Genomic DNA, 17,358 nt, shown 5'->3' with positions numbered 1-17,358 from the left:
GGCACGGCTCACCGCCTCTCGTATGAGTAAGCGCCTCGGTGGACATGGGCTCTGGCTTTGGCGACCAGGTCGGCGCGTTTCTGGCGCTCCCGCTGCGCGAGCACCTCGTGCAGCGGCTCGTACAGGCCCGCGAGGTCCGGGGTGGTGTCGCGGCCGTCGTTGCGCAGCATCACCAGCTCACGCACGTTGCGGGCCGCGATCTTGCGGTCGAGCGTCCAGTCGACGTATTCGCCCACCACGGCAACGTCTTTCGGCAGTTTGCCGTAGCCGGGGATCAGCAGCAGCTGGTCCTTCAGGTTCGGGTCGGGGCCGCGGTATTCGACGACCCGGAAGGTGCGCTCGGCAGCCTCTTTGAACCGTGAGGTCTCCGGCAGCTCGGCCAGCAGCTCGAGCAGCTCCCGGCTGGACATGCGGCCTTGGTGCCAGTCGCGGATGTGACAGCCGGGGTAGTAGCGGCGAAGGTCAGACGCTATCTGGGTCGGGAACAGCCGCCACAGCTTGATCGCTTCCAGCACTTTTGGAATCGGCGGCCCGCTTGTTCGCGATGACCCGGTTCATCTTGGCCCAGATGAACGACACGTCGTTGGCGCGGCCGCCGGCGGCCTTGAACGCTTCGTAGCGGTCACCGAAGATCGCTTTGGCCAGCTGGATGCTGTAGTTCTCCACCAGCACCGTGTTGCCGTCTGCGTCGGTCTTGCGTGCCGGATCCTTCAACGCGCCACGGGTTTTCACGGTGCCGTCGTCGTTGAGGACGTCGGGGTGGCGGTCCCAGGACTCGACTTCGAGCTGCAGGGCGTCGTAACGCTGCTGCTGGTCGTCGTCGAGCAGGGACGGGTTGGGGATCTCGAACACGTCACCGCGGGGGGTGCGGATCTTCTCGCTGGCGACGTAGCCGAGGTAGTCGGCGGCTTGTTCGCGGGCGGCCTCGAACGAGTCGTATTCGGACACGAGGGTTTCCTTGCTGCGTGGGCGGTTGCGTAGGCATCGCCGGGGCGAGCGGCCCACGCAAGCGCTCGCCCCGGCGATGGATGGGTGTTACGAGTCGGTCGAGGTGAACGCGTTGGACACCGGCGACGTCACCGTGGTCTCACCGCTGGTCGCCGTCACCTGCACACCGCCGTACGCCGTGGAGGCGGTCAGGCCGGTGAGCTGGATCGTGGTGAAGCCGCCGGCGACCGTCGGGGAGGGCGCGACGGTGGCCGCCGCCCAGGTGTTGCCCTGCTGGATCTGCGCGGTGTAGGCGGGGCTGGCCACGTCGGTCGGCGTCGGGAACTGCACGTTGGCCGTCAGCCCGGTCACCGGCGTGGCGAGAGGCGCGAAGGTCTCGAACTCGAAGTCACCCGAGGCGTTCCACTGCGACCCGGCGTAGCACGTCCACTCCGCCTGCTTGGAGAACGGGTCGGGCAGCACCTCGTAGGTCAGCTGCGAGCTGTACGGGTTCTTGCGGGCGAGGTCTTCCTTGCCCTTCTTGTCGGTGATCACGTGCGGCAGCACCCGGGCCAGCAGCTGGCCGTCGGTGTCGACGATCATCGCGATGATGATCCGGTCGACCGGCACATCGGTGTTTCCTCGCGGGATGATCAACCCCGGAGTGCCCAGCGCGGGAACACCGTTGACGAGCGGCAGCTCGTACTTGAGGTAGCGGGTCAGCGGCGTCTCCTCGAGCGGCTCGAACACGATCTTGTCGTCGAGCTTGGTCAGCACGTTGCGCGCCGAGCGGACCTGCTGGGCGCTCGGGGTCTGCTGCATCGTCTGATCCGGGGTGATCGACGTCGAGTCCTCTTTCAGCAGCCCGACATGGTGGAAGCCCAGGTTCGCGCCCGGCGCGGTCACCAGCAGGTCGGGCCGGATCGACACACCATCGGCGGCGAACGGCGTGAACAGGTTGACCACCTGGCCGTTGGGCAGCGTGGCCGGGCCGAGGCCCTTGGCCGGGTCGGCGAGGTTGAACACGCTGCCGTCGGCGTTGAAGTAGTCCCGGATGAAGATGTCGGTGATCTGGCCGTAGCGGATCGCCAACGGGTTCAGGCCGGGCTGAATCAGCTGAGCCCAGCTGGCACCGGTTGCGGGCAGTCCAGTCATTGCGATGGTTTCCTCTCATGCGAAACTGCCCGCACCTGAAATCAGGTGGGGCTCAACAGGGTTCGTTGCTAATTACGTGGTCGGTGTGAAACGCAGCAGCGCATCGTAGCGCGCCACGTACCGCTTGATGTGGGGGTCGCGGTATTCGGCGAACACCGGCGGCATGTGCGGGCAGATCCACGCCCCGGCCGGCCGGCCGTCGGGCATGATCACCACATCGCCTGGGGTTTGGGACAACAACAGCTCGTCGGCGTTCCAGGCGGCGTCGCTGGCCGCCGCGCGGCCTTCCGCTTGGTTGGTGCCCTTGGCGTAGGTGTGCACCGACACGGTCGCGTCCAGCACGTATTTGTCGGACTTGTTGACCACCGAGGTCACCACGTAGCACGGCAGCGGCGTCTCCTGGTCGCGCTCCGGGCCGACCGGCAGCCCCAGCGGTTCCAGCTTGGCGATGAAAAACGCCTCCGGGGCCGCGGGGCGCCCGTACTTGAGGGTCATCGGCGACCCCGCCGGCCGCGGCCGCGGGCGGCTTTGAACGCCGCCGACCGCGCCGTCCGGGCCTGCTCCACAGCGCGGCGCTGCGCCGCGATGTGATGAGCGCCGGCGCCGGCCGCGGCCAGCTTCTCCAGGCGCTCCAGCTCGCCGCGCAGACGCCCCTGCGCGTGCTGCACGCCCTCGTCGATGATCGGCCCGGTGCCGCCGAAGTACTTGGCGGTCTTGGCGAAGATGGCGTCCTCGGGAAAGTGGCGGGTGCCGACCTCTTGCCACAACGCGATCGGGCTGTTCGACCCGACCCGCAGATGACCGGGCTTGCCGGTCGTGCGGACCTTGATCGACTCGCGGAAGTCCCCCGGCGCGCCCTCCGGCGGGGCGGTGCGGCGATCATCACGGCCGGTCTCACCGAACACCGGCGCCAGGTCGCGGGCGTAGTCGCGGACCTTCTCGGCGAACTTGTGCAGCTCGTGCTCAATCTCCACCGAGTGCAGCCCGGCGGCGATCTCCGCTTCGATGGTCATCGGTAGACTCCGTCCGTCCACGAGATCCACGTCCAAGGGCGGCGCCAGCCCATCCACATCCGTCCTGGACGTCGGCGATCGCGCTTGCTGGTTCTCATCCGGCCTGCCATTCGCACACGATCCACGCGTACGACGGAGAGCCGTCGATGTCGTACTCGATCTCCGGCAGCCCTTGGACCTTGTAATTGCGTTGCGCCAGAGCGTCATTCGGGCGCTGAGGCTGGATCCACATCGAGTTGTCGATCGCCACGGGGATCGGATCGTCGTTGCTGTCGAGAAGCGGGTTGCCGGACTGGTCGAACGTCGGAATGCCGAACCCGGCCACGTACGGCAGGAACGCCCACGCCCGCTCGTGGCTGGTGATGGTGTCGGATTGCTCCTCGACCGGGCCGCGGGTGTAGGGCTCGAACGCGCAACCGAACACCCAGGCCACCACCGTCGGCGCCTTGACTGGCTGGAACAGCGAGTCTGTCGCGCCGGTGGGCTGAAACTGCACGACCGCAACGGTTTCCCCGCCGGGATAGTCACTCATTGTTGACGTCCCAGTAGTCCCAGCCCTGGTTGCCGAATTGGTCGGACCACCAGGTGGGCCAGCCCTGATCCGGGTCGTCGGCGTCGAAGTCGTTCGGGCAGCACGACGTCATCGGCACCGCTTCGAGGGGAATGCCCAAGAGCTGCTTGTGGACGTTGGTGAACTCCAACGCCCGCATCGGGTCGCTGAAGCTGCCGCCGTCCATGCGGTGGCCGGTGGTGCGGGAGAACGACGCGAGCTTGCTGTACCGCTGATAGCGCACAGCGCTCGATACGACGTCCCACACGACGAACTGCGCCGACGGATCATCGGCCGGAAGGTTGGCGCCCTGCGGCCCGTTGTTGTAGATCCAATTCGACGCCACCTGCAGCAGCAACGTGACGATCGCCCGCTGCTGGACGGTCAGCGGCGGCCCGTCCCACAACGCCGTGAACCCGGCCAGATCGAGAAACGGCGTCGGCGACGGCGCGGTCATCTCACCCGAGCAGGTCGATGAGCTCTTGCTTGTTCTGCTTGCCCAGGGCGAGCAGCTCATCGCGGTCATGGCCGAGCGACGCCCCGTAGTCCGCCCACTTCTCGACCGGGGCGGTCTTGGCGGGCTTGGCCGCCCCGGCGCCCCCGGCCGCGGGGCTGTCGGCGGCGGCCGCAGCGGGGGGCGTGTCGCCGATCTCCTCGACCAGGCCGAGCCGCAGCCAGCGGTCACGCTGCTCGGGGCCGAGCCAGTGAATGATCGCGCCGGCGTAGCAGTGGTGGTTTCGGCCTTCGCGGTCCTTGGCGACGACCAGCGGGGCGGTGACGCGGTAGGCCATCACACACCCTCGATCTGCACGATCGCCTTGGGCTCGATGATGATCGGGGTGGTGACGCGCCGGGCCCGGATGCGCCACCGGTCATTCTTGTCCTCGCGCATCGTCTTGACCTGGATCATCGAGCGGCCGTCGTCGTTGGCTGAGCCGTCGGACTGTGAGCCGACGTATCCGGGGGCGGGCAGCTCCTCGTCGACGAACGCGCCGAAGACCGTGGCGTCGAGGACCGCGGCGAACGGCTCGAACGGGCCGCCGGGAAGGTTCGGCGTGGACAGCCACGTCTTGCCCAGCATCCGCACCGCCAAACCGGTTTCGATGCCCTCGAAGATCGGGTTCTTCGTCACGCCCTGGGCACCCATGTCCTCCCGCGGCAGCGCGGCGGTGATGTTGGGGTCGCCCATGACCGCGGCGAAGGTCTGCAGGTCCAGCACGACGGTGTTGGCGCGGTAGCCCTGCTTGAGGGAGCGCATCAGCTCCTCGGCGAACATGACGTCACGCAGGATCTTCGGCGCGTTGCTGCCCGAACCGTTCCAGTTCGCGCCGCCGGCCGGGCTCGAGCCGCCGATGGTGGATGCGCCGGCGTTCACCGACTGGGTGATCGCGGCGACCATCGCCGACATGACCACCGAGTCGATCTGGGCGACCATGCTGTTGACGATCTTGATGAACGCCCGCGCGACCACGTCGAAGTTCTGCCGGGCGATCGACTCGTCAGTGATCGGCGTGTCCAGGCCCCACTTGACGACGTTGGCCATCTGCGCGGGACCGGTCGGGACCGGGGTCAGCGGGTACTCGTCGCCGGGCTGCACCGCTTGCGGGGTGTTGGCCGCGAAGATCGACTCGATCTGTTCGTAGATGACCGACCCGTCTTTGGTGTAGAACTGCCCGGTCAGCACCTTGTTGCCGATGAAGATTTGGTCGGCGATCAGGCGCAGCGCGCGCAGCACGGTCGTCGGGTCGTTAAGGTAACGACTGATCGAGTAAACGTCTTGCGTGGCAAGGTTTCCGGTGGGAAAGCCAGGAGGCTCGAGAATGGGCATCTCGACCTAGTCCTTTCTGGAAGTGCTGCGGCGCAGCGGGTTTCGGGGTTGAAAAAACCCCGACCCACTACGGGAGTCGGGGTGCGTGTGGCTGGTGCTGGCGGCCGGTCAGAACTCGCCGAGCCGGACGGCGACCTGGCCGTTTGCGGCCGCGCTCCACGCGTGGCCGATCACCTGGTCGTAGGTGGTGCCGTCGCCGAGGTCGGCGACTGCGCCGTTCGCGGCGGCCACGACGGGGTCTCCGGCGTTGATCGCGCCGGCGGCGGCCAGCAGGTGCACGCCGCCGAAGTACACGCTGACCGGGGCGCCGGAGGCGGCGCTGGCCGCGGCCACACCGACCTGGGCTGAGGTCGCCGCTGAAGTCGGTACGACGGTGGGGTTCACCCCGCCGCCGACCAGCGTGCCGCCGGTGATCACGACCAGCTGACCCTGGGTGATCGCCGCACCGGCGATGCAGGATGCCTGGGTGCCGGCGAGATAGAGGGGGACGTAGTCCTGTCCAGCCATGTCAGTTCACGCTGCCTTTCGTGGTGGGGAATCCGAGACGGGCCATGACCCTGCCGTGGGCGTAGTCCTTGGCCTGCTGCTCGGGGTCGGGGGCGCCCTCGAAGCCGATCTGGCCGGCCACGCCCTGGTGGCCGACCTCATTGACGGGGATCAGGCCGGCCGCCAGGCTGGCCAGCACCTGCTTGGTGCCGTCGCGGTCGGCCTTGAGCGCGGCCAGCCAGTGGTCCTTGCGGGCCGGGGCGATCTTGCCCTGGCCGATCGCGGCCATGACGGTGCGCTCGTCTTCCTCGGCGATCTGACGGGCGCGCGCCTCAACACCTTGCGCGGCAGCGGCTTTCAGCTCGTCGAGGGTGGCCTGCTCGATCTGCACCAGCCCGTTGACCACGCCGGCGGCCGCCGCGACCGGCGCGGGCTGCGGCTCGGGTTCAGGTTCGGCCGCGGGCGCCGGAGGCTTGAGCTCGGCGATCTTGGCCAGCACGGTGTCCTCGTCGGCGGATGCGTCGATACCGAGCGCTTCGGCGACCTTTTCGGGTAGAGCCACGATGGCCCCTCCTTCTGTTTCGGAAGCCTCGCCGGCTTCGATCTTGATTCCGAACTTCTTCGCAGCAGCCTTGATGCGGTCCTTGATCTGGGCCAATTCTGCTGCGCTGTAATCCTTTTGGTTCTTCGGCATGTTGATGTACGACCACGCCGCGCGAACATGCTCAGCGGTGTCGATCGGGTACTTGCCGTTCTTCGGGTCCGCATACTTGACGTCCCCGTACGGCTTCGGGGCGTCGGCGGCTTCGATGGTCAGCTCGATCGCCTTGCCGCCGACCTGGCCGGCCGCGGCGATGTCGTACAACCGGGCCACATCCTGCAGGCTCTGCAACGACTCCACACCCGGGCGGGTGGCCCCGAGCAGCGCCAGCCCGGTCAGCACGAACTCGTGCTCGCTGCCATCCGGCGCGGTGTAGTCATACAGGCCTTCGATCGAGCGCGACGGGTACGCCGACGGCAGGATCTCGGCCAGCCACTCCGGGACGCCGACCATGTCACCGATCAGCGCCTGCCCGTCCTCGGAGGCCCGCAGGTTATCCAGCCAGCCCACCGCCGGGTCACCGGAGAAGCGGGGGTCGTTGTGGCCCAACCGGATCACCGGCTTGCGCAGCAGCCCCTTGTCGTGCGCGTCGATCGCCGCGGCGATCTCCTTGGTCGTGCATTCCCACTCGCCGGTCGACAGATTCCACTTGCCCACCCGCATCAGCTCGACGCCGGGCACGGTCACGAGGTTCACCACAGTGTCAGCTCTCCTCTTTCGGCATTGATGGTCAGCCGGCGGCCGCGGCGCCCGGCCGAGGCGTTGGCCGCGCCCTTGTACGGCAGCGCCGGCAACGCGGTATCAACCGGCTCGGTATCGGCCGGCACGTCCGGCTCAACCACCGACGACGGGGGCTTGGGGAACTGGGCCGGGTTCTCGGCCTGCAGATCCGGGTCGGCGGCCGGCAAACCGAGCTGCTGACGCTCGAACGCCTCAAGCTCGGGGTCCGCGGTGAGCAGCCCGGCGTTGACCAGCATCTGCAGCGCCGCCGCGGAGGCGTCTTGGCGGGAACCGATCTCGTCGACCACGAGCATCGGGCAGCCCGCGTCGACACCGAAGTTGATGTCCACCAGATCCTCGACCACGTGGGCCTGGGCGGTGTCGCGGATGTCGTCGGCGACCTGCTGCACACCCTGGGTGAACGTCGACTCCTGCACCGACGCGAGCGCATATGAGCCGCCGCGGTCCAGGTTCAGGAAGTGCGCCAGGGCGCACAACGCCATCTGCTTGTCGTGGTACTCGATGGCCATCCGGATGAACCCCGACGGCAACTGTCCCTGCACGCCCATCAGTTCCATCTCGGCGCCGAACGGCAACGCCACACCGGCCGTGTTGCCGCCCCGGAACTGCCGCGCGATGTTCAGATACGGCTGCAGATCCGAGCTACCGATACTGGCCTCAGAAACCGACTGCGGGGCAATGACTTTCGGGACACCGACACCGTTGCGGCGCGCCGCGGTCGCCTCGATGCGGATCAGCTCGTCCTTGAGCAGCCAGTGCTTGTAGGCCGGCCGGAACAAGCTGTTGCCGATCCACTGCCCCGGGTCCGGGTCACGCACATACACGACGAGCCGCGACACCGGGATCTGCAGCTGCAAACCACTCATGCCGCCCTGCATCGTCCCCATCGGAGCCCCGAACGCCGTCCCGGGCGGGTACTGGGTGATGCCCACCAGGCCCCCGTCGAGGGCGACGTCCCAGTAGGCGATCGTCGAGGACGGCCTGGGCGCCAACTTCCGCAGATAGGCTCGCCCGTCATCACCGATCCGGTACACCTGCTCGAACACCTGATGCCCGAACTGCTGATGCCGCAACGCGAGTTTCAGGTGCTTGGTCCACGAGAACCGGTCCCTGGTGCGCGGTTTCGGCTGGGGGTCGTTGTCGCCGACGATCGGCAACCCCAGGTTCGTCGCGACGAAGTCGACGATCTCGTCCTCGGCACCGTTCGGGTCGATCCGCCACGGCGTGCGCAGGATCGGCAGCGCGATCGCGTAATACACGCTGGCCAGCCGGGAATCCTCACGCCACATCCGGGTGTAGGTGCGAACACTGTTGGGCCACAACAGCTCCGGAACCTGCTCGAACTGGTCCCACTGGCTGAACGCCGACAGCATCCCCGGGAACGGGTTCGCGAACCCTGTCTCGGTGACCGGCGCCGCGGTCTTGGTGTTGTGCCCTGCAACCTTGCGTGGTAGGCGCTGCCTAACGGCCGGTACGCGCGTGTTCGGCGCCACTCAGCCTCCCTAACAGGTCAAAACGGAGCGTTCATGGCGTCGAATTCACGCTCAAAATCGGCTCCGGATGTCTCAATTTCGTTGTCCGCCAACGGCGCAGCCGACCGCGTCGGCGGCGCAGAGAACGTCAGCAGACCCCAATGCGCCAACGTCGCAGCCATCAGCTGCACGATCTGCCCGCCCGGCTTGCGGTCCCACGCGAACCGGTCGCCCGGCAGGTCTCGTTTCGACGCCGAGATCACCGCTTCGTTCAGCACGGCCTGGTTGGAATGGGTGATCTGGGCCGCTTCGACAGCCTCGACGATGCCTTCGCAGGCCAACGCCAGCTCGGAGGTGTTCGTCATCACCGGCTCGATGCCAGCCTCGATCAGATACGGCTTGAGGACCGCCGCCGGCGACCGGGACTCGATCACCAACGCTGCCGGGTCAGCCTGGGTGACGATGTCGACGAGCTTCTCGACCACCTCAGTCGCCGACGCCGCCTGGTTGTAGCCGATCTCGATATGGGCGTGCCCGTCAGCAGTGCGCGTCGCCCCGGCGATCGCCCACAGCTTCGTTACCGGATCGCGGTCCACCGCAATCACCTGCGGATAGATGTTCACCAGATCCGGCGATCCGTCCCCTAGCGCGTCCCACTTCTCGATCGGGAAGATGTGGACGTCGGTGATGTCCTTCGGCCACCGGCCGACTGAGAGCCGCTCGACCTCCCATTTCGCCAGATCACGCCGGAACGCCGCCAACTCATCTTCGATGTACTCCTCGGTCACCAGGTAGTCCATCGACGGATTCGCGGCAGCCCAATTCGCGCGGTCCTCACGCCAAACCCGACGCGCCGCCGGATCTTCCGGCGGCTCTGGCGCCGACCATTCCAGCCACAACAGCTTCGGATCATCACCAGCTAGCGCGCGGGCCCGCAGCGACGCCCACTTGCCGCAATACTCGTGCGTCTCCTCATCAGCCGCGGAACCCAGATACCAGATCTGCGGGTTCTTCGCCGTGGTCAGCAGCGGCATGATCGCCGCCTGCGACGCCGGCGACCAGATCATCGCCTCGTCGATCACCAGCCGGTCCACCGAGAAGCCACGGCCACCGGATTTCGTGCGCGTCCGGAACCGGATGATCGACTCGTTCTTCAGCCGAATCGACTCCCGGCCGTTCCCGCGGCGGATCTGCGCGACCTCGTTCTCCAACAGCGGGTGCGACAAGATCAGCGCTTCGAGCTTGTCCATCGACTCCATGGCCGTCTGGAACTCGTGCGCAGTGTGCAGGATCGACACGCCCGGCTCGTTGATCATCCAACCGAGCTCGACGACCTCGATGCCGCCGTTCTTGCCGTTCTGCCGGGCCACCAGGACGCCGACCTCGAACGCCAGCCACCGGCCCGCGTCGTCGGTGGCCATGCCCTCGCGGACCACCAGCTCTTGCCAGGGAATATTCTCCCGGCCCGCGATCTTGGCGCACTCGAGCGCATCCAAGCCCGCGGTGTAGTCCCGGGCGATCTCCGGGCGCGGGAAGTGACTAACCCGCGGCGTCTGCTTGCCGCGCGGCTCTGCGGGCCGCGATCTCGTCAGCAATCGTGGTGGCCTTACTGGTCGCAGGGGGATCCTCCGCCGCGCCGGCCGACGCTCCATGCGTCTCGTACGACAAACCGTTCAAGATCCGGTGCAACGCCGACGCCGCCAGCCGGGCCTCGCTGCGAACCGGATCCATCGGATCAGCGCGCAGGATCTTGTCGTACTTGTCGAGCCGATCCGTCAGCCGGCAGGCTTCAGCGACGAGCACCTTCGTGTCGATCGGTGTCTCGGGCCGCACCAGATCGCGCCACAGCGCAGCTGCGCGGCGACCAAGCTTCACCGGCCGAATCGGATCAATCGCCATGAGCTGCCAAAATGGTGCGTTTTCCGTCCGGGGGAGAGAAAAAAGCGACCGGGCGGCGGTCGCCGTGGCCCCCCTCCCCCTCGATTTTTTCGGCCGGGGGGTGGTACAACGGGCGGCACATTGTTTGCTGGGAGGGTCGGGGCGGCTGGGGCCGGCCGCGCCATGGTGACCGTGGGACCGGTGACCGGTTGCATGGGTCCATGCAGGTGTTAAGGCCAGGTCATGGCCGTGTGGCCGAGGTCGGGCTGATTGTGTGTCGCGCGTCTGCCGGTGAGTGCTGGGCGTTGGTGGTCGCGGGTTCCGTCGCCGCGTTCGCTGTTGCAGGTGCCGTGGAGTAGGCGGTCGGCGAGGGTGCCTCCGGCTGAGCGTGGGATGGAGTGGTCACCGGAGAGCGCCTTGTGGTCCCAGTTGAGTGTGGGGTCGCGGTACATGGGTTGGCCGCACCACCAGCATGGGGTGCCGTCGATGTGGTGGTGTTTGAGGCGGGCGACTTGCTGTTTGTGCCTGTGGCCGAGGCCGCGTTGTGTGGTGGTGCGGTGATGGGTGCCGGGCACGGGAGGGAGCGTCCCGGGGAGTGGTGTAAGTGATGGCGGCGTGTCGGTCCCTGACGTAAGAGGGCCATCGCGTGAGTCTCTGTGGTGAAACGACCAAGAATCACTACCGAGAGGAACATCGCGATGGCCCTGGACCAGTCTGCCTTGCTGGAGGTGCTCGACGCACTGCGCACCGCCGATGCCGGTGAGCGGATCACTCAAGCCGCCGAAACGATCTACCAAGCCTTGATCGACGCGGAGTTGACCGCGTTCATCGGGGCTTCTCCCCATGAGCGCACCGAGACCCGCTCCAATCAGCGCAACGGCTCGCGTCCGCGCACGCTGTCCACGGTCGCAGGGGACCTGGAACTGCGGATTCCCAAGCTGCGCACCGGGTCATTTTTCCCGGCGTTGTTGGAGCGGCGTCGCCGGGTCGATCAGTGCTTGTTCGCGGTGGTGATGGAGGCCTACCTGCACGGCACCTCCACCCGCAAGGTCGACGATCTGGTCAAGGCACTGGGTACCGATACCGGGATCTCCAAAAGCGAGGTCAGCCGGATCTGCAAAGACCTCGACACCGAGGTCGCGGCCTTCCGGGACCGGCCGTTGGGTGATCAGCGCTTTCCGTATGTCTTCCTCGACGCCACCTACTGCAAGGCCCGGGTGAATCATCGGGTGGTGTCGCAGGCGGTGGTCATCGCCACCGGGGTGGCCGCTGACGGGCGCCGCGAGGTACTGGGCTTTGAGGTCGGAGACTCCGAGGACGGGGCGTTCTGGACCGCGTTTTTGCGGTCGTTGAAATCCCGCGGTCTGGCCGGAGTCCAACTGGTCATCTCCGATGCCCATGCCGGACTGCGCAGTGCCATTGACGCCGTGCTGATCGGGGCCGCCTGGCAGCGGTGTCGAGTGCACTTCCTGCGCAACGTGCTCGCCCAAGTGCCCAAGGGCTCCGCAGAGATGGTCGCCGCCGCGATCCGCACCGTCTTCGCCCAGCCAGACGCCGAGCACGTGCGCGAACAACTCGACACCATCGCCGGCATGCTCGGCCGCCAGTTCCCCAAGGTCGAAACCATGTTGCGCGAGGCCGCCGCCGACATCACCGCCTTCGCCGACTTCCCGGTGGCCCACTGGAAAAAGATCTGGTCAACCAACCCACTGGAGCGATTGAACAAGGAAATCAAACGCCGCACCGACGTCGTCGGCGTGTTCCCCAACCCCGCCGCGCTGTTACGGCTGGCCGGCTCGGTACTCGTTGAGGCCCACGACGAATGGCAGGTCGCCGACAAGCGCTACCTCTCCGAGACCAGCCTCGCTCTGCTCGACGTCAGTGACCAAAGTGCCGAAACCATTGCCCCCACAGCCGCTCTCACGGCATAGTGGCTACCACAGAGCCACACGCGGACACGCGACCGCTCTTACACCACTCCACGGGACGTGACCCACGGGGATCAGGCTGGTGGTGTGGGGAGTTCCGGTGGGCCGTCGACGATGACGGTGAGCACGAAGGTGCGGTCGTCTTGTTGGGTGACGGTCATGGTTGCGGGGAAGCGGGGGTGGCTGGTCATGAGGTGGGCGAATTTGCCGAGCCATGCGCCGATCTGGTTGCGCTGCAGGCGTTTGGTGGCTTCGTGGAAGGGCAGCAGCTGGGCCAGGATGGGCGGCGGCTCGAAGGGGTGGTTCATTCCCAGCACCGGTGGTTGTGGCCGATGGCTTCGATGCCTTGCCGGTAGAGCTTGGCGGTGAAGTGGTCTGGCCGGTTGGGGTCGAGCTGGAGGTTCGTCAGCGTGTGGATGGCGCAGGCGCAGTGTGCGCAGTATGCGGTGGCGACGAGGTAGGGGCCGAGGTTGTCAGTGGGTGCGGGGTCGTTGGGGTGGCTGATGGTGTAGCCGGCGCTGGTGATGTGGTGGACGATGGCGCGGGCGACGTCGAGGGCGCGGCGGTTGATCTTGTCGGCCATTTCGGGTGAGTGTCCGACGGTGGAGTGGGAGAGCAGTCGGTAGCGGACGGGTTGGCCGTCGGGGCCGGGGATGGTGAGGTTGTGCAGGTTGTCGGCGATGAGTTTCGCGACGGCCTCGTTGTTACTGGGCATCGGCGTCTCGCAGCGAGAACTTCCGTCCGGATTGCTGAAGCACGTTGAGCAGTTCTTCGGTGTCTCCGTCGAAGTGGACCTTGTACGACGGCGTGAGTTCGCAGAATTCGGCGTGGCGGCGCTCGGGTGTCACGTAGTCAGCGGGCGGCTCGAATTCGACCGGGTGGATTACCAGGGAGCGCACGAACATGTTGACCGTTGCGGCGAGGCAGTTTTTGCCGTCGATTCGGCTGAGTTCGAGTACGGGTCGGTCGGCCGGGGCTAGTAGTTCGGCACCGTTGATTTTGATGCGCCGCGGCACGAGGGCGCCGACGTCGTCGTAACCGTGTCCGGCTGGCCAGTCTTCCCAGACTTCGATATCGGCGCCGCGTGGTTGGGTGTTGCCCGGCATGTCGGCCATTTGCGTGGACCTCTGTGAAATGCGAAAAGCCACCCGCGTTTGGGGTGGCTTGGGTGTTTTTGGGCGCGTTGAAGGCCCGTTGGTGTGTCACGGTAGCTGAGGGTGGCCGCAGATGCAATTCCCCGCGCCGCTTTGCGGGTCGCGTTGGTAGGGGTGCATTATGCCGATATTCCTTTGCTCTTCTGTCAAGGTTGGAGGGGCGGGACGACACCGGAGCATCGCCCCGCCCTGAAGGTGCCTTGTCCCGATGTCTAAACGGGGGCCAGCACCTAGTCTGTGGTCTTTCATGGCTCACCGATAACCGTGCGTTCCGTCAGCTGGCCATTTTGGCTTTGCCGGTCTTTCGGTCCATGTGGCGCTTGACTTTTCGGACGTCGGCGAGCCGGTATTCGGGTGTGTCTTCGCTGGAGTGGCGGGTGAAGACTCTGCGGCCGTTGGGGCGTACCCAGATCGCGGGTTTGAGTTGGTGTTCGCGGACCCAGCGGGCGAAGGTGCGCCAGTGCACGAATTCGCCGAGTTCGCCCATGATTCCGGTGGTGTAGCGGTCGGCGTCGGTGCGTTGATTGCCGATCAGCACCTCGCGGGGGAATGTCTTGTTGTCGGCGTTGTTGAGGGTGCGGTTGTAGAGGCGTTCAATGTTGTGGGTGGTGCGGCACAAGGGGTTTGGGCATGTGACTTCGATGGCGTCGCGGGGCGCGTAGAGGGCGAGGCCGCAGATTTTGCGTTCGATCATGGTGTCGCATTGGCCACAGAAGCGGGGTGCTGGTGGCCGGTTGATGACGCGTTCGATGTCGTCGACGATGGCTTTGATTTGGGCGTAGCAGGCGCCGGCGTCTGGGCGGCGGGCGATGGCGTGGACGTTGGCGGCCAGGTGTAGCGCGAGGTCGGCGGTGCTGGTCATTAGTCTGCGTCTCCTGCGGCGAGTGTTTCGGTGTTGGTGTTGACGGCGGTGACCCAGTCGAGCAGTGTGGTGTGGAGGTTGTCGAGGATTTCGGTTGGGCTTCCGGCCCATTGGGTTTCGGCGGTCGCGTTTGCATCGGGCCCGAGGCGGACGAGCAGGGGTGTGGTGCGTTCGTTGGAGCGGCGTGCCGAGCCGCCTTTGCGGGTGCGTCCCCAGGCTTCATCTTGCAGGGCGTCGATGCGGCCGGGTGATTGGTGTTCGATCCACCAGCGGCCACCGCTCTTGGTGCGGCCGCCGACCGCGGGCTCGGGCTCGCCGAGTGTTGGTGCGCCGACCCACTGGCCGATCGCGAGGCCCTGCAGCATCTCGTACAGATCCTGCTGGCATTGCGTGCACAGGAATAGTTCTGAGTGTGCTTGGCATTGTTGGCAATTCGCCACTTGTCAGCAGAACCTTTCATCCGGGACGTACCAGTCGGGTAGGCAGGATCGGCGTAGGTAGGTGACGTAGGGGACGGCGGTGATGTGCATGGTTGCGCCGTCCCAGTGGGCTTGGGTGTAGACGAACGCGAATGCTGGGTGTTCTTCGATGGTGAGTACACCGTTGAGGCCGTCGACGAGTTTGCATCGGAATTCGGGTGTGAGGCCGGTGATGGTCAGGTGGATGCCGTCGACGAGCTCGGCGGCGCGGATGATGTTGCCGGCGAGGTCGCCGACTGGCAGCAGTCGGATCTGCTGCGGTTCGACGGTGGCGACGGTGCGGGCGATGTGCTCTTTGAAGTCCTGTGACCAGAAGTTGACGAGGGTCATCGTGTCACCAGCTCGGGCCATTGCACCGCGGCGAGGTTCGCGCTGTGGCGTTCCTTGACGGCGAAGGGCATCGGGTCGCCGGCGTGGAACGCTCCGATCGCTGCGAGCACGAGGGCGTCGGCCTGGTCGTGGTTGGCGATGCGTGTTGCGGGCCACCAGTCGCGGACGGTGGCCAGGACGGTGCGTTTGTCGGCGTTGCCTTTGCCTGTGGCCCATTTCGCGCGGGCGGCGTAGAAGACGGCGAGCTGGTCGTTCATCGTGTGAATCCGGCGAACGGCGTCGTCGATGCGCTGCTGGCGTTGCGGATCAGGCGCGGTCATCGTTCGGCCGCCTGCGTGTTACGGGCTTCGGCCTTGGCGGCGAAGTACTCCCGCATGGCCGCGATCGACTCGTGCTTGCCGTGGCAGCACTGCAACGCGCGCTCCGCGGCAGTCAGCCGATCGGTGCGGTGCTTCGTCGGCCCGGTGATCGCGGCGGCGGCGAGCGCGGCCGTGAAGTCGGGTTCGGCTTTCGCATCGGCCAGCTCGCGCCGGGTGTCGCGGTCTTCGTCGGGTTCACGTTCCAGCCGTGCGCGTTTGACGATGCGGGCGTGAAAGATCAGGTCACCGATGTTGATGGCGTGCGTGCTCGGCGAGTCGTAGAACGCCTGTAGGCCGTCGAGCAGGTCGTCGCGGGTGAGCTGATGGCGGTGCACGCCTTCGGCCCACGCGGCGACGCGCGCCTTGTTCGGCGCCGGCGCCCGGGTGTCCAGCACTGACGCGAGTTGCAGCACTTCAGCGACGGCACGCACGTCGGCTTCGGTGGCGTTGATGGCGGTCGTCATAGCGTGGTTACCTCCGCTAGCAGTTCGTCGGCGGCGTCGGCGTATCCGACGGCCTTGGCTGTCGCCTTGTCGGCCAGGGCGCCGTTGTTGGCCTTGTGCACGAAGTTCGGAATCTGCGTCGGCGACCACGAGTCGGATGACGACCACGCCTTGAGGCCGGCTGCGATCGCCGGCGGCGGAATGTTCGACCGCAAGCACTTGTCGATCTGCTTGCCGATCTCGACGAGGTGTCCGCGTTCGATCGGGACGGGCAGTGACGCGCTGAACGTTTCGGCGATGCCGTACGCGGTTGTCGATCGCGCGTTGGCGTTCAGCTCGCGAACCCGGGCGAGTGCTTCCCCCGACCCGTCACGCGGCTTGCGCCGCGCGGGTAGCGCCGGTTGCTCGTTTGGGGGGTAGGGGGGTTCCCCTGTTCCCCTGTTCCCCTGTTCCCCTGTTCCAGCGCCGGGAGTTCCGTCACTGAGCGGCGGAATCTCCGCGGAATTCCGCGGAGATTCCGCGTCTGGCCGTTGAGCTGCGGAAATAGCCGCATTCGCGGCTTCGATGAGAGCCTCGTTCGGCTTGGCGCGCTTCTCGGTACGCTGATGCTTTTCCCACTCAGGAATGACGAAATATCGGCGTCCAGAGTGCTCGAAGAACACCACTCCGTAAGCTCTCGAAACTTCCGAGAGAATCCTCGGATAATCCGACACTGGTATCTCGTCGTTGGGAAACGCGAACCCGATCAGCCGAACCGGGGTCGCATCGCCGATGCCGTAGTCGTCGGCCCAGTTCCACATGGCGATGTACAGCAGCCGCGTCCGCAGGTCGGCTGCTGCGGTGTCGGGCGAATCCCAGAACTCCGGTTTGATCGTGCGAATGCGCGGCATCAGAGCATCGCTCCTCTTGGTCGGGCGGTGTTGTACAGCGGTCGTTCAGCGAGGATTGCGGCGCGCTCGGCGGCGAATCCGTCTGCGCGGCTTGGGAACCATTGCAGGCCGATGCGGTCGAAAGACTTCCCCCACGGCTTGCGGCGGTGCTTCGCGATTCTGGTTTTCGGGTCTGCGGAAACGCCGACGTATGCGAGCGTGTCGCCGGCGTACACCCGGTACAGCCAAACGGGACCGGCGATGTCATCTCGATAGTTGTGTC

General features: G+C 66.4%; 25 protein-coding genes. 1 reads left to right on the top strand and 24 read right to left on the bottom strand.

Annotated elements, in window-relative coordinates; all coding sequences use genetic code 11:
- Nucleotides 1-8 precede the first annotated feature (8 nt).
- The 14 genes from NF20_RS25505 to NF20_RS25440 all read right to left on the bottom strand — a co-directional run bounded on the left by NF20_RS25505 (nt 9) and on the right by NF20_RS25440 (nt 10,672).
- Nucleotides 9-515: a hypothetical protein gene (locus tag NF20_RS25505; protein WP_224112138.1), complete on the bottom strand. Its 507-nt coding sequence runs from the start codon at nt 513-515 to the stop codon at nt 9-11.
- A complete protein-coding gene (locus NF20_RS25500) occupies nt 463-948 on the bottom strand; it encodes a hypothetical protein (RefSeq protein WP_033711323.1) in 486 nt (161 codons plus the stop codon). Before NF20_RS25500 ends, NF20_RS25505 begins: the two co-directional genes overlap by 53 nt.
- Before the next feature lie 87 nt (nt 949-1,035).
- Entirely contained in the window at nt 1,036-2,082 is a 1,047-nt protein-coding gene (locus NF20_RS25495) for a hypothetical protein (RefSeq protein ID WP_033711324.1), read from the bottom strand.
- A gap of 72 nt (nt 2,083-2,154) precedes the next feature.
- Entirely contained in the window at nt 2,155-2,577 is a 423-nt protein-coding gene (locus NF20_RS25490) for a hypothetical protein (protein ID WP_011723771.1), read from the bottom strand.
- Complete coding sequence (locus NF20_RS25485) at nt 2,574-3,095, bottom strand: hypothetical protein (RefSeq protein ID WP_033711325.1); 522 nt, start codon at nt 3,093-3,095, stop codon at nt 2,574-2,576. The genes NF20_RS25490 and NF20_RS25485 overlap by 4 nt, the downstream gene beginning before the upstream one ends.
- Before the next feature lie 94 nt (nt 3,096-3,189).
- On the bottom strand, nt 3,190-3,627 hold the full coding sequence (locus NF20_RS25480) for a hypothetical protein (RefSeq protein WP_033711326.1): 438 nt from the start codon (nt 3,625-3,627) through the stop codon (nt 3,190-3,192).
- On the bottom strand, nt 3,620-4,102 hold the full coding sequence (locus NF20_RS25475) for a hypothetical protein (RefSeq protein ID WP_011723774.1): 483 nt from the start codon (nt 4,100-4,102) through the stop codon (nt 3,620-3,622). Before NF20_RS25475 ends, NF20_RS25480 begins: the two co-directional genes overlap by 8 nt.
- Before the next feature lies 1 nt (nt 4,103).
- Nucleotides 4,104-4,436, bottom strand: coding sequence for a hypothetical protein (locus tag NF20_RS25470; protein ID WP_033711327.1), 333 nt, complete (start codon nt 4,434-4,436; stop codon nt 4,104-4,106).
- Complete coding sequence (locus NF20_RS25465; RefSeq protein ID WP_033711328.1) at nt 4,436-5,473, bottom strand: hypothetical protein; 1,038 nt, start codon at nt 5,471-5,473, stop codon at nt 4,436-4,438. Before NF20_RS25465 ends, NF20_RS25470 begins: the two co-directional genes overlap by 1 nt.
- A gap of 108 nt (nt 5,474-5,581) precedes the next feature.
- Nucleotides 5,582-5,980 (bottom strand): capsid cement protein, encoded by a 399-nt coding sequence (locus NF20_RS25460; RefSeq protein WP_033711329.1) that lies wholly within the window; start codon nt 5,978-5,980, stop codon nt 5,582-5,584.
- Nucleotide 5,981: 1 nt separating this feature from the next.
- Nucleotides 5,982-7,256 (bottom strand): phage protease, encoded by a 1,275-nt coding sequence (locus NF20_RS25455; protein ID WP_224112137.1) that lies wholly within the window; start codon nt 7,254-7,256, stop codon nt 5,982-5,984.
- Nucleotides 7,253-8,674, bottom strand: coding sequence for a hypothetical protein (locus tag NF20_RS25450; RefSeq protein WP_050593683.1), 1,422 nt, complete (start codon nt 8,672-8,674; stop codon nt 7,253-7,255). Before NF20_RS25450 ends, NF20_RS25455 begins: the two co-directional genes overlap by 4 nt.
- Nucleotides 8,675-8,811: 137 nt before the next feature.
- Nucleotides 8,812-10,089 (bottom strand): hypothetical protein, encoded by a 1,278-nt coding sequence (locus NF20_RS25445; protein WP_155947482.1) that lies wholly within the window; start codon nt 10,087-10,089, stop codon nt 8,812-8,814.
- A 223-nt stretch (nt 10,090-10,312) separates the two neighbouring features.
- Entirely contained in the window at nt 10,313-10,672 is a 360-nt protein-coding gene (locus NF20_RS25440; RefSeq protein ID WP_033711331.1) for a hypothetical protein, read from the bottom strand.
- Nucleotides 10,673-11,349: 677 nt separating this feature from the next.
- Between NF20_RS25440 and NF20_RS25430 the strand changes: the two genes are divergently transcribed.
- A complete protein-coding gene (locus NF20_RS25430) occupies nt 11,350-12,582 on the top strand; it encodes an IS256-like element IS1245 family transposase (protein ID WP_011725525.1) in 1,233 nt (410 codons plus the stop codon).
- Between the two features lie 71 nt (nt 12,583-12,653).
- On the opposite strand, the gene NF20_RS25425 is transcribed toward NF20_RS25430, so the two are convergent.
- The 10 genes from NF20_RS25425 to NF20_RS27495 form a co-directional block, all read right to left on the bottom strand.
- Nucleotides 12,654-12,887: a hypothetical protein gene (locus tag NF20_RS25425; protein ID WP_011723783.1), complete on the bottom strand. Its 234-nt coding sequence runs from the start codon at nt 12,885-12,887 to the stop codon at nt 12,654-12,656.
- On the bottom strand, nt 12,884-13,294 hold the full coding sequence (locus NF20_RS25420) for a hypothetical protein (protein WP_011723784.1): 411 nt from the start codon (nt 13,292-13,294) through the stop codon (nt 12,884-12,886). The genes NF20_RS25425 and NF20_RS25420 overlap by 4 nt, the downstream gene beginning before the upstream one ends.
- Nucleotides 13,284-13,694: a hypothetical protein gene (locus NF20_RS25415; protein ID WP_011723785.1), complete on the bottom strand. Its 411-nt coding sequence runs from the start codon at nt 13,692-13,694 to the stop codon at nt 13,284-13,286. The genes NF20_RS25420 and NF20_RS25415 overlap by 11 nt, the downstream gene beginning before the upstream one ends.
- Nucleotides 13,695-14,007: 313 nt before the next feature.
- Nucleotides 14,008-14,595 carry a hypothetical protein gene (locus tag NF20_RS25410; RefSeq protein WP_033711042.1) on the bottom strand — a complete coding sequence of 196 codons (588 nt, stop codon included), beginning with the start codon at nt 14,593-14,595 and terminating at the stop codon, nt 14,008-14,010.
- Nucleotides 14,595-14,960: a hypothetical protein gene (locus NF20_RS25405; protein WP_033711044.1), complete on the bottom strand. Its 366-nt coding sequence runs from the start codon at nt 14,958-14,960 to the stop codon at nt 14,595-14,597. The genes NF20_RS25410 and NF20_RS25405 overlap by 1 nt, the downstream gene beginning before the upstream one ends.
- A gap of 78 nt (nt 14,961-15,038) precedes the next feature.
- Nucleotides 15,039-15,404: a hypothetical protein gene (locus NF20_RS25400; RefSeq protein WP_033711047.1), complete on the bottom strand. Its 366-nt coding sequence runs from the start codon at nt 15,402-15,404 to the stop codon at nt 15,039-15,041.
- Entirely contained in the window at nt 15,401-15,724 is a 324-nt protein-coding gene (locus NF20_RS25755; protein WP_050593667.1) for a hypothetical protein, read from the bottom strand. Before NF20_RS25755 ends, NF20_RS25400 begins: the two co-directional genes overlap by 4 nt.
- A complete protein-coding gene (locus NF20_RS25385; RefSeq protein ID WP_033711050.1) occupies nt 15,721-16,227 on the bottom strand; it encodes a hypothetical protein in 507 nt (168 codons plus the stop codon). The genes NF20_RS25755 and NF20_RS25385 overlap by 4 nt, the downstream gene beginning before the upstream one ends.
- Nucleotides 16,224-17,096, bottom strand: a complete 873-nt coding sequence (locus tag NF20_RS25380; protein WP_033711052.1) for a hypothetical protein — start codon at nt 17,094-17,096, stop codon at nt 16,224-16,226. The genes NF20_RS25385 and NF20_RS25380 overlap by 4 nt, the downstream gene beginning before the upstream one ends.
- On the bottom strand, nt 17,096-17,311 hold the full coding sequence (locus NF20_RS27495; RefSeq protein WP_011723791.1) for a GIY-YIG nuclease family protein: 216 nt from the start codon (nt 17,309-17,311) through the stop codon (nt 17,096-17,098). Before NF20_RS27495 ends, NF20_RS25380 begins: the two co-directional genes overlap by 1 nt.
- Between the last annotated feature and the right edge of the window lie 47 nt (nt 17,312-17,358).

Source organism: Mycobacterium sp. MAC_080597_8934 (genome assembly GCF_000523975.1).
In the GTDB taxonomy this organism is placed as follows: domain Bacteria; phylum Actinomycetota; class Actinomycetes; order Mycobacteriales; family Mycobacteriaceae; genus Mycobacterium; species Mycobacterium avium.
The sequence above is the reverse complement of the archived record's forward strand: the minus strand, read 5'-3'. Positions and strand labels throughout refer to the sequence as shown.